Below are 14,849 nucleotides of genomic sequence, written 5' to 3'. Positions count from 1 at the left end.
TAGGCCTGATGCGGCGCGCTGCGCCGTCGTGCGACCGGTTGCGAGGTCGGCGGCGCGCGGCCTGCGACCACAGGCGCGGGCGGTCCCGTTCACCCTCCCTATTCCAACAGCGATATCGCCGTGCGTCTGACCTCGATTAAACTCGCTGGCTTCAAATCTTTCGTCGATCCCACGCATTTCCAGGTTCCGGGCCAACTCGTCGGAGTGGTCGGGCCGAATGGCTGTGGCAAATCGAACATCATCGACGCCGTGCGCTGGGTGCTCGGCGAATCCCGCGCGTCCGAGCTGCGCGGCGAGTCGATGCAGGACGTCATCTTCAACGGTTCCACGGCGCGCAAGCCCGGTAGCCGCGCCAGCGTCGAACTCGTGTTCGACAACGCGGACGGCCGCGCCGCCGGCCAGTGGGGCCAATATGCCGAAATCGCCGTCAAGCGCGTGCTCACGCGCGACGGCACGTCGAGCTACTACATCAACAATCTGCCGGCACGCCGCCGCGACATTCAGGACATCTTCCTCGGGACGGGTCTCGGGCCGCGCGCTTACGCGATCATCGGCCAGGGCATGATCGCGCGCATCATCGAAGCGAAGCCCGAAGAGCTGCGCGTGTTCCTCGAAGAAGCCGCTGGTGTCTCGAAGTACAAGGAACGCCGTCGCGAAACGGAAAACCGCCTGCACGACACGCGCGAGAATCTGACGCGCGTGGAAGACATCGTGCGCGAACTCTCGACCAACCTCGACAAGCTCGAAGGGCAGGCCGTGGTGGCGACGCGATTCCGCGAACTGCAGTCCGACGGCGAAGAAAAGCAGCGTCTGCTGTGGCTGTTGCGCAAGAACGAAGCGGCGGCCGAGCAGCAGCGCCAGCAGCGCGCGATCGAGCAGGCGCAGATCGACCTCGAGCGTCATACGGCGCAATTGCGCGAAGTCGAAGCGCAGCTCGAAACGCTGCGCGTCGCGCACTATTCGGCCAGCGACGCCATGCAGGGCGCGCAGGGTTCGCTCTACGAAGCGAACGCCGAAGTCAGCCGCCTCGAAGCCGAAATCAAGTTCATCGTCGAATCGCGCAACCGGGTGCAGGCGCAGATCGCCGCGCTCACCGCGCAGCGCGAGCAATGGCAGGTGCAGGCGCAAAAAGCCCAGGACGACATCGAAGACGCCGAAGAGCAACTGGCGATGGGCGAGGAAAAGGCGGCGGTCGCGGAAGAAGAAGCGGCCGCGAAACAGGAAGCCTTGCCTGCGCTCGAAAACCGCTGGCGCGATGCGCAGACGCAGCTGAACGAAGAGCGCGCGGGCATCGCGCGCACCGAACAGGCGATCAAGCTCGAAGCCGCGCATCAGCGTAACGCCGATCAAATGCTCCAGCAGCTTCAGCAGCGCGAAGAGCGTTTGAAGTCGGAAGCGGGCGGGCTCGATGCACCGGACGAAGTGCAGCTCGAAGAGTTGCGCATGCAGCTCGCCGAGCAGGAAGAAGTGCTGCACGACGCTCAGGGGCGTCTGGCCGATGCGCAGGAAAACGTGCCGCGTCTGGATGCGGAGCGGCGCGCCGCGCACGATCGCGTGAACGCGGAAAGCGCGCAAACGCACCAGCTCGAAGCCCGTCTGGCCGCGCTCAAGCAGTTGCAGGAAAACGTGCAGACCGAAGGCAAGATCCAGCCGTGGCTCGAACGCCACGAACTGGGTGCGTTGCCGCGTCTGTGGAAGAAGCTGCATGTCGACGCCGGTTGGGAAACCGCGCTCGAAGCGGTGCTGCGCGAGCGTCTCGCGGCGCTCGAAGTGTCGAATCTCGACTGGGTCAAGGCGTTCGCGAGCGACGCGCCGCCGGCCAAGCTCGCGTTCTATGCGCCGCCGCCCGCGGGTCTGACGCCGGCCGTGCCTGCCGGACTCACGCCGCTGCTCTCGCTCGTGCGTATCGACGATGCCGGCCTGCGCGCGGTGCTCAACGAATGGCTCGCGACGACCTTCGTGGCCGCCGATCTCGCCGAAGGTCTCGCGCAACGCGCGCAGTTGCCGGAAGGTGGCGTGTTCGTGGTGAAGGCCGGGCATATGGTCACGCGCGTGGGCGTGCAGCTCTACGCCGCGGATTCGGAACAGGCCGGCATGCTGGCGCGCCAGCAGGAAATCGAAAATCTGACGCGCCAGTTGCGCGCCCAGGCGCTGCTGGCGGACGAAGCCCGCTCGGCGGTGGTGCGCGCGGAAGCCGCGCATACCACGGCGGCGCAGCAGCTCGGCGAACTGCGCCAGCAGGCCGAACGCGCGACCCAGCGCGTGCACGCCTTGCAGATGGACGTGCTCAAGCTGACGCAGGCACACGAGCGCTACACGGCGCGCAGCACGCAGATCCGCGAAGAGCGCGAAGAGATTCGTGCGCAGACCGAAGAGCAGCGTGCGCTGCGTGCGGAATCGGAAGCGAACTTCGAGCGTCACGACAGCGACCTGGCCGAATTGCAGGCGCGCTTCGAAGATAACCAGCTCGCGTTCGAGGCGCTCGACGAAGACCTCGGCAATGCGCGCAACCAGGCGCGCGATCTCGAACGTGCGGCCGGCGATGCGCGCTTTGCGGCGCGCAACATGGCCAACCGCATCGAAGAGCTCAAGCGCAATATCCAGATCGCACACGATCAGAGCGAGCGCGTGGCCGCCTCGCTCGAAGACGCGCGCGCCGAACTGGAAACGATCAACGAGCAGACCGCTCACACGGGCCTGCAGGACGCGCTGGAAATTCGCGCGGAAAAGGAAGAAGCGCTGCGCAACGCGCGGGTGGAACTCGACGATCTGAGCGCCCGACTGCGCGCCGCCGACGAGACCCGCCTGAGCGCGGAACGCGCGCTGCAGCCGCTGCGCGACCGCATCACGGAACTGCAGCTCAAGGAACAGGCCGCGCGCCTGAACGGCGAACAGTTCATCGAGCAGCTTCAGGCGGCGGGTGTGGACGAAGCCGCGTTGCAGGAAAAGCTTTCGCCGGACCTGAAGGCGCCGTATCTGCAGGGCGAAGTCACGCGCATCAACAACGCGATTGCGGCGCTCGGCCCCGTCAACATGGCCGCGCTCGACGAACTGGCGGCGGCGAAGGAGCGCAAGAGCTTCCTCGACGCCCAATCGGCCGATCTGACGAGCGCGATCGAAACGCTCGAAGACGCGATCCGCAAGATCGACCAGGAAACCCGCACGCTGCTGCAAGGCACTTTCGACCAGGTGAACCACCATTTCGGCGAGCTGTTCCCGCGCCTGTTCGGTGGCGGCCAGGCGAAGCTCATCATGACCGGCGACGAAATTCTCGACGCCGGCGTGCAGGTGATGGCGCAGCCGCCGGGCAAGAAGAATTCGACGATTCACCTGCTGTCGGGCGGCGAGAAAGCGCTGACCGCCACGGCGCTCGTGTTCGCGATGTTCCAGCTCAATCCGGCGCCGTTCTGTCTGCTGGACGAAGTGGACGCGCCGCTCGACGACGCCAACACGGAGCGCTTCGCCAACCTCGTGCGCGCGATGTCGGACAAGACGCAGTTCCTCTTCATCTCGCACAACAAGATCGCGATGGAGATGGCGCAGCAACTGATCGGCGTGACGATGCAGGAGCAGGGCGTGTCGCGCATCGTGGCCGTAGACATGGAAACGGCGGCGGGTTTCGCACAAAATATCGGCTAAACGGTCGAAACGGTTTAGACATCCAAGGGACGGCGCGCGGCGCGACAGCCAGCGGCGCCACGCTTGCGGTTTGCGCAGCGGCACAGGCCGGTGCGCGCCGCCAGACAAGAAAGAATTGCAGATGGAGCATGCATGGATCAGTTGACTCTCGGGTTGATCGGCGCGGGTGCCGTAGTCGTCGGGGGCGTGGTGGTGTACAACGCGTGGCAGGGCGCCAGGGTGCGCCGTCGCATGCCGCGCCCGATGCCCGAGGAAGCCGTCGAATCGCCGTTGCGCGACGACCTGCAGGAACCTAGTCCGTTTATCGAACCGGCTCGCGCGCCTTCGCGTCGCGAGCCTTCGCTTGCGGGCCAGGGCGCGGAAGAAAGCGCAGAGCGCGTCGAACCGGGCTTCGGCACGGTTGCGCCTGCCGATACGCCCGTCGATATCCAGGCCGAGAACACCGCGCCGAACGGTTTTGCCGAAGGTGAAGCGGCGCAGGCTGAAGGCGCGGTATCGCCTAATGCCGCCGACGCAGCCGAAGCGGCTGTGGCAACGCCCGCCGAACATGACGAAACCGCTGCCGCGAAGGACGAAGCGCCGGCCAGCGACGAAGACGAGCGCGTCGAACCGGTGATGCCGGCTGCGACCACGATTTCTTCGGCGCCGCCCGCGATCGTCGATCGCCGTATCGACTGCATCGTGCCGATTCGCCTGGGCGGCGCGCTGCCCGGCGAGCGTGTGATTCCGCTCGCGCAGCGTCTGCGCCGCGCCGGCAGCAAGCCCGTGCACATCGAAGGCAAGCCGGAAGGCGGCGACGGCTGGGAGCTGCTGCAAAATGGCGTGCGCTACGAAGAACTGCGCGCGGCCGCGCAACTCGCGAACCGCAATGGCCCGCTCAACGAGCTGGAATTTTCGGAATTCGTCGCGGGCGTTCATCAACTGGCCGATGCGCTCGACGGTCTGCCCGAATTCCCGGACATGACCGAGACCGTGGCGATGGCGCGCGAACTCGACGGCTTTGCGGCGCAGTGCGACGCGCAGCTTTCGATCAACGTGCTGTCGGATGGCGCGCCGTGGTCGGCGAATTATGTGCAGGCGGTGTCGGCGCAGGACGGCCTGCTGCTGTCGCGCGACGGCACGCGTTTCGTGAAGCTCGACGCGAAGCAGAGCCCGGTGTTCATGCTGCAGTTCGGCGACACCAACTTCCTGCGCGACGACCTGACCTACAAGGGCGGCCAGATGATCACGCTGATCCTCGACGTGCCGGTGGCCGACGAGGACATCCTGCCGTTCCGCCTGATGTGCGATTACGCGCGCTCGCTCGCTGAGCGTATTGGCGGGCGCGTGGTGGACGACCAGCGCCGGCCGCTGCCGGAGTCGGTTCTGCAGAACATCGACAAGCAGCTCATGACGCTCTACGCGAAGCTCGAACAGGCCGGCATTCCGGCGGGTTCGGCGGCGACGCGCCGGCTCTTCAGCCAGTAACGCGGCCGGAGTCGGGCGAAAGCGGCCGGAAGCGGCCGTTCGCCCGCCTGAAAGGCGCGGTGCCATCGAGGCGCCGCGCCTTTTTCATTTTGCGGCCGGTTCGGCGGCGCACGAAGTTAGCCGTTCGGCGGATGCCACAGGCGCGGCTTCCTGAGATAATCTGACTCTTAAATCACTCGTCAGAAGCCGCAACCAGCATGGTCCGTCATCCCGCCCGTCCTACCGAAGCATCTCCCGCGACCGAGCGCGCGGCGTGGCTGCGCGCCGAACTCGAGCGCGCCAATCACGCTTATTACGTGCTCGACCAGCCCGAGTTGCCCGACGCGGAATACGACACGCTGTTCCGCGAACTGCAGGCGATCGAATCCGAACATCCAGATCTGATCACGCCCGATTCGCCCACCCAGCGTGTGGGCGGCGAAGCGTCGGCGGGCTTCGAGCCGGTTGTCCATGACGTGCCGATGCTCTCGCTCAACAACGGTTTCGCCGACGAAGACATCGCCGCATTCGACAAGCGCGTGCATGACACGCTTGGCAAGGCCGAAGGCGAGGCAGTCGACTACGCGTGCGAACTCAAGTTCGACGGTCTGGCGATTTCGCTGCGCTACGTGGATGGCGTGTTCGTGCAGGCGTCCACACGTGGCGACGGCACAACCGGCGAAAACGTTACCGAAAACGTGCGCACGATCCGGTCACTGCCGCTGCGCCTGAAGGGCGCGCGCGTGCCGAAGGTGCTCGACGTGCGCGGCGAAGTGCTGATGTTCCGCCGCGATTTCGCACGTATGAACGAGCGTCAGCGCGAAGCCGGCCAGAAGGAATTTGCCAATCCGCGCAATGCCGCGGCCGGCAGCCTGCGCCAGCTCGATTCGAAGATTACGGCGCAGCGTCCGCTGTCGTTCTTTGCGTATGGCATTGGCGTGCTGGAAGGCGAGCCGATGCCCGCCACGCACGGCGAACTGCTCGACTGGTACGCGGAAATGGGTCTGCCCGTGAACAGCGAACGCGCAGTCGTGAAGGGCGCGCAAGGTCTGCTCGACTTTTTCAGCGCCGTGGGCGAGAAGCGCGACGGCTTGCCGTACGACATCGACGGCGTGGTCTACAAGGTCAATCGCCGCGACGAACAGGATGCGCTCGGCTTCGTTTCGCGCGCGCCGCGTTTCGCGCTGGCCCACAAGTTTCCGGCTCAGGAAGCGCTCACGACCCTGCTCGCCATCGACGTGCAGGTGGGGCGCACGGGCGCCATCACGCCGGTTGCGCGTCTGGAGCCCGTGTTCGTGGGCGGCGCGACGGTCACCAACGCTACGCTGCATAACGAAGACGAAGTGCGCCGCAAGGACATCCGTATCGGCGATACGGTGATCGTGCGCCGTGCGGGCGATGTGATTCCCGAGGTGGTGGGCGCGCTGCTGGAGCGTCGCCCGGAAGACGCACACGAATTTGTGATGCCCACCGAATGCCCTGTGTGCGGTTCGCGCATCGAACGTCTGCCCGACGAAGCCATCGCGCGCTGTACCGGCGGTCTGTTCTGCCCGGCGCAGCGCAAGCAGGCGCTCTGGCACTTCGCGCAGCGCCGCGCACTCGATATCGACGGTCTGGGCGAAAAGATCCTCGACCAGCTGGTCGAACAGAACCTCGTGCGCACGCCGGCGGACCTGTTCAACCTGGGTTTCGCCACGCTCGCGGAACTCGACCGCATGGCAGAGAAATCGGCACAAAACCTGCTCGATTCACTGGAAAAAGCCAAGTCGACCACGCTCGCACGCTTTATTTATGCATTGGGCATTCGGCAGGTGGGCGAATCCACCGCGAAGGATCTGGCCAAATACTTCGGCTCGCTCGATCCGATCATGGACGCGAGCGTCGAGCAACTGCTCGAAGTGAAGGATGTGGGGCCGATCGTGGCGGAGTCGATTCACCAGTTCTTTGCGGAAGAACATAACCGCACGGTCATCGAGCAACTGCGCGCGCCCGGCAAGGTCACATGGCCAGAAGGTCCGCCCGCGCCCAAGGCGCCGGTGGGCGTGCTCGCGGGCAAGACGGTCGTGCTCACGGGCACGCTGCCGACGCTCACACGCGACGCGGCGAAAGAGATGCTGGAAGCGGCTGGCGCGAAGGTGGCCGGCTCGGTGTCGAAGAAGACCGACTACGTGGTGGCGGGTGCCGACGCGGGCAGCAAGCTCGCGAAAGCCGAGGAACTCGGCGTGCCGGTGCTCGACGAAGAAGGGTTGCACAAGCTCCTGGAGGGGCATTCAACATGATTCGCGAAATTCTCAGGATGGGCGATCCGCGCCTGCTCGGCATCGCCAGACCCGTCGATCATTTCGACACGCCGGAACTGCACGAGCTGATCGCCGACATGTTCGACACCATGCACGCGGCGAATGGCGCGGGGCTCGCTGCGCCGCAGATCGGCGTGGATCTGCAGGTGGTGATCTTCGGCTTCGAGCAGAACGAGCGTTATCCCGAAGCGCCAGCCGTGCCGCAAACGGTGCTGATCAACCCCGTGATCCATCCGCTTTCGCATGATATGGAAGAGGGCTGGGAAGGCTGTCTGTCGGTGCCGGGCATGCGCGGCGCGGTGAGCCGCTATTCGATGATCCGCTATAACGGCTACGACCAGTACGGCAAGCCGATCGAGCGCGTCGCGGAAGGTTTTCATGCGCGCGTGGTGCAGCACGAGTGCGATCACCTGATCGGCAAGCTGTATCCGATGCGCATTACCGACTTCTCGAAGTTTGGCTTTACCGAAGTGCTGTTCCCGGATCTCGATCCCAATAGCGACGATTGAATCACGCGGATGTAGCGCGCAATAAAAATGGGAGCCCGCGGCTCCCATTTTTTATGGCTCCGGCGCGTGGTCCGCGCCGGTGTCGTCAGGCTTAGAAGCCTTCGTCCGCCGACAGATAGCGCCACTGGCCTTGCGGCAGTGCGCCCAGCAGCACGTGGCCCATGCGCACGCGCTTGAGGCCGACGACGTGCAGGCCAACCAGCTCGCACATACGGCGAATCTGACGCTTCTTGCCTTCGCGCAGGACGAAACGCAGCTGCTCGCCGTTCTGCCAGCTGACCTGGGCGGGCTTGAGCGGCACGTCGTCGAGCGAAAGGCCGTGACGCAGTTTCGCCAGCAGATCGGCCGGGAAGTGCTGGTCGACTTCGGTCTCGATGTCGCCGTAGGTGACGCGCACGAGGTATTCCTTGTCGATGTCCGAGCTTTCGCCGATCAGTTGCTTGGCCACGCGACCGTCCTGCGTCAGGACGAGCAGACCGGTCGAGTCGATGTCGAGGCGGCCGGCCGGTGCGAGCGTGCGCAGGTGCTGGGCGGAGAAGCGGATGCCCGAGCGGTCGCCGTCCCAGTGGTTTTCACCGGTGATCAGCGTGGCGGCGGGCGCGTAGCCGTCTTCGGCCTGACCGGAGACGAAACCGATCGGCTTGTGCAGCAGGATCGTCACCTGACGCGCCTGGGCGGCGAGTGCAGCGGGATCGATTTCGATGCGCTGCTCGGGCGTGACCTTGGCGCCCAGCGTGTCGACGACGACGCCGTCGACGAAAACCCAGCCTTTTTCGATCCACTCGTCGGCTTCGCGGCGCGAGCACAGACCCAGCTCCGACATGCGCTTGGACAGACGCAGCGCGTTGTCGCCGTCGATTTCCTCGCGTTGGGCGCGGCGCGGTGCGTTGTCGAAGGACTTGCCTGCGGGCTTGTCACCGAACTTGCGCGCGGGGGCGCTGTTGCGGTCGGTGCGTTCGTTGCGATTGTCGCGGTCGCTGCCATAAGACGACTTCACCGGGCGGGCGAAGCGGCGATCGCTGGAATCGTCGCGCGGTCGGCGGTCACCACGGTCGTCACGGCCGCCAAACGGGCGGCGATCGCCACCTTCGTCACGGCGCGGGAAACGGCGCTCGCCGCTGTCCTCGCGCGGGCCGAAGGAGCGGCGCTCACCGCCTTCATCACGACGCGGGAATCGACGCTCACCGTCGCCTTCACGCGGCTTGAACGGACGACGCTCGCCATCTTCACGGGGACCAAACGAGCGGCGTTCACCACCTTCATCACGACGCGGGAATCGGCGCTCGCCGTCACCTTCGCGCGGCTTGAACGGACGGCGTTCGCCATCTTCACGCGGACCAAACGAGCGGCGTTCACCGCCTTCATCGCGGCGGGGGAAGCGGCGTTCACCATCGCCTTCGCGCGGCTTGAACGGACGACGCTCGCCATCTTCACGCGGCCCAAACGAGCGACGCTCACCGCCTTCATCGCGACGCGGGAAACGACGCTCACCGTCGCCTTCACGCGGCTTGAACGGACGACGCTCGCCATCCTCACGCGGCCCAAACGAGCGACGCTCACCGCCTTCATCGCGACGCGGGAAACGACGCTCACCGTCGCCTTCACGCGGCTTGAACGGACGACGTTCGCCATCTTCACGCGGGCCAAACGAGCGGCGTTCACCACCTTCATCACGACGCGGGAATCGGCGCTCACCATCGCCTTCACGCGGCTTGAACGGACGACGCTCGCCATCCTCACGCGGCCCAAACGAGCGACGTTCACCACCTTCATCACGACGCGGGAATCGGCGCTCGCCGTCACCTTCGCGCGGCTTGAACGGACGACGCTCGCCATCCTCACGTGGCCCAAACGAACGGCGCTCGCCGCTGCCTTCGCGCGACTGGAACGGACGGCGTTCACCGCCATCCTCGCGCGGGCGGAACGGGCGACGTTCGCCGCCATCGCGCTCGCGCGACATCGGCTTGCCGGCTGCGGGCTTCGCACCCGCCGGACGTCCTTGCCCTTGCGGCCGCCCTTCAGCAGGCCGCGCCTCCGCCGGCCGCACGGGCTTGCGCGCGGTCGTGGTACCGCGTCGGACGGGGGAGCGTTCCGGCGTGGCCGGGCGCGGGTGTTTGGCTGTGAGTTTGGCTCGCATGATTCAGGTAATTCGCTTTGACTTTCACACTGCTATCGCGCGCAGCAGTTCGGTTTCGACACGGATCTGCAGACGGTTATCGGAAAGCCCCGAGCCGTCCAGCAGGAATACGTCTTCGACGCGCTCGCCGAGCGTATTGATCCGCGCCGCATGGACGCCGACCCGGTGCTCGGCCAGCACGCGCGCGATCGAATAAAGAAGGCCCGGCCGGTCGTTCGCCGACACGGACAGGATGTAGTACTGGCCGCGCTCGTCGGCCCGCAGGTCGACGCGCGGCGTCACCGGGAAGGTGCGCGACAGTCGCGAAAGCCGTCCTTTCGACGGTTCCGGCAACACGTGGCTTTCGGCCGCGAGACGCTCGGCGAGTTCCTGTTCGACCAGGTTCGCGATGTCGCGGTAATGCACGTCGCCCTCGGTATGGGCGACGATAAAGTTGTCGAGCGCGTAGCCGTGGCGCGTCGTGCTCACGCGCGCGTCGAGCACGGACAGGCCGCTGCGGTCGAAGTACGCGCACATCGTCGCGAACAGATCGGGACGATCCTTCGCGTAGACGAGCACCTGCAGCGCTTCGCCGATCGGCGACGGGCGCGCGCGCACGACGGGCGAGGGCGTTTCCACATGGCGATAGAGCACGCGCGTCTGCCACGCGATATCGGCGGCATCGTGGCGCAGGAAGTAGCCGACATCGAGCTTGTCCCACAGCGCGCGGTGCGCGTGCTCGGGCACGGTCTCGAGGCGCAGCAGCGCGAGCGCCAGTTCCTGGCGCGTCTTGAGTTCCGAATGCGTATCGGGGCGCGCGCCGCCGAGCACGGCCAGCGTCGAGCGATACAGATCCTCGAGCAGCTTGCCCTTCCAGTTGTTCCAGACCTTCGGGCTGGTGCCGCGAATATCGGCCACGGTCAGCAGATAAAGCGCTGAAAGACGCCGCTCGGTGCCGACCATATCGGCGAAACGCTTGACCACTTCGGGGTCGCTCGTGTCCTGCTTCTGCGCGACCTGGCTCATGGTCAAGTGCTGCTGGACCAGCCAGACGATCAGGTCGGCATCTTCGGTGTCGATGCCGTGCTCGCGGCAAAAACGCCGCGCGTCGGCCATGCCGAGCTGCGAGTGATCGCCGCCGCGCCCCTTGGCGATATCGTGGAAAAGCGCCGCCACGTAGAGCACCCACGGGCGCTCGAAATTGGCGATCAGCTGGCTGCAGAACGGATACTCGTGCGCGTGTTCCGCCACCGCGAAGCGGCGGATATTGCGCAGCACCATCAGGATGTGCTGATCGACCGTGTAGACGTGATAGAGGTCATGCTGCATCTGCCCGACGATGCGCCGGAAGTTCAGCAGGTAGCGTCCCAGCACGCTCGTCTGGTTCATCAGCCGCATTGCATGCGTGATACCGGCCGGCTGCCTGAGGATCTCCATGAAGAGACGCCGGTTTTCGGGGTCGCGGCGCCAGTGCAGATCCATCTTGTCGCGCGCGTTGTAGAGCGCCCGCATGGTGCGCGCCGACAGTCCCTTCACGCCAGGCACCTGCTCATACAGCAGGAAGGCTTCGAGAATCGTGTGCGGTTCGCGCTCGAACACATCGTCGGTCACGATTTCGATCATGCCCTGTTTTTCGACGAAGTGGTCCGAGAGCGTGCGAGTGATGCCGCTCGTGCTCGGGAACAGTTGCGCTTCGATGTTCTGGATCAGGATGCTGGCGAGCTGGGTGACCGCTTTGGCCGCCCAGTAATAGCGCCGCATCAGCTGTTCGCTGGCGCGCCGCGCGGTGCTGGCCTTGAAGCCGAAGCTCTCTGCCACGGGCGTCTGCAAATCGAACACCAGAATGTCCTGACGGCGCCCGGCAATCACGTGCAGGCGCGCGCGCAGCGCCTTGAGGAACGACTCGTTGCGGCGCAACTCGCGCGCTTCGCGCGTGGTGATCAGGCCGCGTTGATCGAGTTCTTTCCAGCTGCTGCCGAAGGCCGCGGCTTCCGTGATCCAGATGATCAGTTGCAGATCGCGCAGGCCGCCGGGACTTTCCTTGACGTTCGGTTCCAGCGAATAGGGCGTGTCCTGAAAGCGCGCGTGGCGCTGGCGCATTTCCAGCACCTTCGCCTGGAAGAAGCTGCGCGGGTCCATGGCGTCGCGATAGCGCTGGGCGAAGTCGCCGAACAGCGTCGTGCTGCCGGTGATGCGGCGCGCTTCGAGCAGCGAAGTGCGCACGGTCACGTCGTTGGCCGCTTCTTCGAGACACTGCGAAACGCTGCGCACGCTGCTGCCGATTTCCAGTCCCAGATCCCAGGCTAGGCCGATAAAGCGCTCGATGCGCGCTTCCAGCGGTTCGAGTGCTTCGTCGTCGGGGAGCAGGACGAGGATATCGACGTCCGAGAACGGCGCCAGTTCGCCCCGGCCGAAGCCGCCGACGGCCACGAGCGCGAGCGATGCCGGCAATTCGCAGAGCGCCCACGCGCTGCGCAGCGTCTCGTCCGTGGTGCGGGCGAGGGCGTGCATCAGCGAATCGACATTGGACGCGCTTTTGAAGCGTTCGAGCAACTGGGCCTTGGCGGCCTTGTAGTCGGACTTCAGCGACGACGTATCGGGTGCGGCGACGGCGAGAACGCTCATGGGTCAGGGTGTGGTGGCGCGGTTGGAATGGCTGGGCCTTGCGTTCCTGGCGGCCGCTGGCTGGGCCGTTCGGGTTGGGGTGCCGCTTTCTGGCGGTGCGCGAGGCGGCGTCCCGCCTGCCTCTTGCCCGCTTCATGCATCAGTGATGCCGGTGTTGCCTTGCTGGCTTTGCGCGTGTGGCGCAAGCCCTGCTACGCCGCCCCGGTAAAGGTCAACTGGATCGACGCAGTTGGCCGGGCGGCTGGAGATGCTACCGATAAGGCCGATCAGGCCGTCGCGCCCGCTGCCTGCGCAACGATCGCCGGTTTGGCAGGCGTGCCTGCCGAAACCGTCAGCACTTCGTAGCCGGTTTCGGTGACGAGTACCGTGTGCTCCCACTGCGCGGACAGGCTGCGGTCCTTGGTCTTGACGGTCCACTGGTCCGGCATCGTGCGGATATCGCGGCGGCCGGCGTTGATCATCGGCTCGATGGTGAAGATCATGCCCGGCTGCAGTTCAACGCCCGTGCCGGCGCGGCCGTAGTGGAGCACCTGCGGCTCGTCGTGGAACACCGTGCCGATGCCGTGACCGCAATATTCGCGCACCACGCTATAACCTTGCGCTTCCGCATAACGCTGGATGGCATGGCCGATGTCGCCCAGATGGCCGCCCGGACGCACCTGATCGATGCCGAGCCACATGCATTCATACGTGGTCTGCACGAGGCGCTTCGCAAGGATCGAACCCTCGCCGACGATAAACATGCGGCTCGTATCGCCGAAATAACCATCCTTGATCACCGTGACGTCGATATTGAGCGTGTCACCGTTCTTCAGCGCCTTGTCGCCCGGAATACCGTGACAGATCACATCATTGATCGAGGTGCAGATTGCCTTCGGGTAGGGCGGGTAGCCGGGCGGCTGATAGTTCAGCGGCGCGGGCACCGTGCCTTGCACGTTGGTCATGTATTCGTGACAGAGCCGGTCGATTTCGCCGGTCGTGACGCCCGCCACTACGAAGGGCGTAATGTAGTCGAGCACCTCGCTCGCCAGCCGGCAGGCGACGCGCATTTGCGCGATGTCGTGTTCGTTCTTGATCGAAATGGCCATGGTGTGCGCCCGAAAATGCAGTCGAATATCGAATTATCGCACCTTATCCCCATGGTCGCTGGCTTTTGAGAATGGGCGAAACCATTTCACGAGGGTAATAGCCGTCTTGAGGCGTGCACAGTTTGCGTGCTATACTCTTCGGCTAAGTCGCTCCCGTCTCGTTCAAATGAGCGGTTCTGGTGAGAGATTGTGCCTGATGTCGCCGCAGGCAATAAATAAAGGGCGGCAAGTAGTAAATAGACGTAAAGCAAATTTGAAATCGCAAGCCGGTCGCACCCAGGGTGTCGGGCGTGCCAGTCCCGAAAGCAGGGCGGTGCACCGATACGGCAACCGGCTTCAGACCCAAACCCTAGCGGAGAATTGAAACATGGCAGTTACCATGCGCCAAATGCTGGAAGCAGGTGTCCACTTCGGTCACCAGACGCGCTTCTGGAACCCGAAGATGGCCCCCTTCATTTTCGGTCATCGCAACAAGATTCACATCATCAACCTCGAAAAGACGCTGCCGATGTACAACGACGCACTGAAGTATGTGCGTCAGCTGGCATCGAACCGTGGCACGATCCTGTTCGTCGGCACGAAGCGTCAATCGCGTGACACGATCGCTGAAGAGGCAAGCCGCGCTGGTATGCCGTTCGTGAACGCACGCTGGCTCGGCGGTATGATGACCAACTTCAAGACGCTGAAGGTTTCGATCAAGCGCCTGAAGGACATGGAAGCGGCTGTTGAGGCAGGCGAACTCGAAAAGATGAGCAAGAAGGAAGCGCTCCTGTTCGAACGCGAAATCGCCAAGCTGCAAAAGTCGATCGGCGGCGTGAAGGACATGGGCGGCATTCCGGACGCAATCTTCGTGGTTGACGTCGGCTACCACAAGATCGCTGTGACGGAAGCCAACAAGCTGGGCATCCCCGTTATCGCTGTGGTCGACACGAACCACTCGCCGGAAGGCATCGACTACGTCATCCCGGGTAACGACGACGCCAGCAAGGCCGTCGCCCTGTACACGCAAGGCGTGGCAGACGCGATCCTCGAAGGCCGTGCTAACTCGGTGAACGAAGTGGTTGCAGCCGCTCGCGGCAACGAAGGCGACGACGAGTTCGTCGAGGTCAACCCGGAGGCGTAAGCT

The 14,849-nt window shown here is 64.9% G+C and carries 9 protein-coding genes and 1 pseudogene; 6 read left to right on the top strand and 4 right to left on the bottom strand.

Features of this window, described 5'->3' with window-relative positions; all coding sequences use genetic code 11:
* Positions 1-120 precede the first annotated feature (120 nt).
* The 4 genes from smc to def all read left to right on the top strand — a co-directional run bounded on the left by smc (position 121) and on the right by def (position 7,894).
* Entirely contained in the window at positions 121-3,639 is a 3,519-nt protein-coding gene (smc, locus tag G3N59_RS06565) for a chromosome segregation protein SMC (RefSeq protein WP_205981749.1), read from the top strand.
* A gap of 132 nt (positions 3,640-3,771) precedes the next feature.
* Positions 3,772-5,106, top strand: coding sequence for a cell division protein ZipA C-terminal FtsZ-binding domain-containing protein (locus tag G3N59_RS06560; protein WP_205981748.1), 1,335 nt, complete (start codon positions 3,772-3,774; stop codon positions 5,104-5,106).
* A 197-nt stretch (positions 5,107-5,303) separates the two neighbouring features.
* Positions 5,304-7,364, top strand: coding sequence for an NAD-dependent DNA ligase LigA (ligA, locus tag G3N59_RS06555; RefSeq protein WP_205981747.1), 2,061 nt, complete (start codon positions 5,304-5,306; stop codon positions 7,362-7,364).
* Positions 7,361-7,894: a peptide deformylase gene (gene def / locus G3N59_RS06550; protein WP_027814833.1), complete on the top strand. Its 534-nt coding sequence runs from the start codon at positions 7,361-7,363 to the stop codon at positions 7,892-7,894. The genes ligA and def overlap by 4 nt, the downstream gene beginning before the upstream one ends.
* Positions 7,895-7,985: 91 nt before the next feature.
* On the opposite strand, the gene G3N59_RS37430 is transcribed toward def, so the two are convergent.
* On the bottom strand, positions 7,986-8,555 hold the full coding sequence (locus G3N59_RS37430; protein ID WP_346777856.1) for a pseudouridine synthase: 570 nt from the start codon (positions 8,553-8,555) through the stop codon (positions 7,986-7,988).
* A gap of 99 nt (positions 8,556-8,654) precedes the next feature.
* Positions 8,655-8,717 (bottom strand): annotated as a pseudogene (locus tag G3N59_RS37425) (hypothetical protein); the annotation flags it as partial.
* A gap of 45 nt (positions 8,718-8,762) precedes the next feature.
* On the opposite strand from G3N59_RS37425, the gene G3N59_RS37420 reads away from it, so the two are divergent.
* The gene (locus G3N59_RS37420) at positions 8,763-10,052 is read left to right on the top strand and encodes a hypothetical protein (RefSeq protein ID WP_346777853.1); all 1,290 of its coding nucleotides are present in this window, start codon (positions 8,763-8,765) and stop codon (positions 10,050-10,052) included.
* 3 nt (positions 10,053-10,055) lie between these two features.
* Here the strand turns inward: G3N59_RS37420 and G3N59_RS06540 are convergent, their stop codons facing one another.
* Complete coding sequence (locus G3N59_RS06540; RefSeq protein WP_205981745.1) at positions 10,056-12,635, bottom strand: [protein-PII] uridylyltransferase; 2,580 nt, start codon at positions 12,633-12,635, stop codon at positions 10,056-10,058.
* Positions 12,636-12,901: 266 nt separating this feature from the next.
* Positions 12,902-13,723 (bottom strand): type I methionyl aminopeptidase, encoded by an 822-nt coding sequence (map, locus tag G3N59_RS06535; RefSeq protein WP_205981744.1) that lies wholly within the window; start codon positions 13,721-13,723, stop codon positions 12,902-12,904.
* Positions 13,724-14,090: 367 nt separating this feature from the next.
* Between map and rpsB the strand changes: the two genes are divergently transcribed.
* Positions 14,091-14,846, top strand: a complete 756-nt coding sequence (rpsB, locus tag G3N59_RS06530; protein ID WP_205981743.1) for a 30S ribosomal protein S2 — start codon at positions 14,091-14,093, stop codon at positions 14,844-14,846.
* Positions 14,847-14,849: the final 3 nt, after the last annotated feature.

Origin of the sequence: Paraburkholderia sp. Ac-20340 (assembly GCF_017104965.1) — a bacterium.
Classification (GTDB): Bacteria; Pseudomonadota; Gammaproteobacteria; order Burkholderiales; family Burkholderiaceae; genus Paraburkholderia.
Note: the sequence above shows the minus strand (reverse complement) of the source record. Positions and strands in the feature narration are given on the sequence as shown.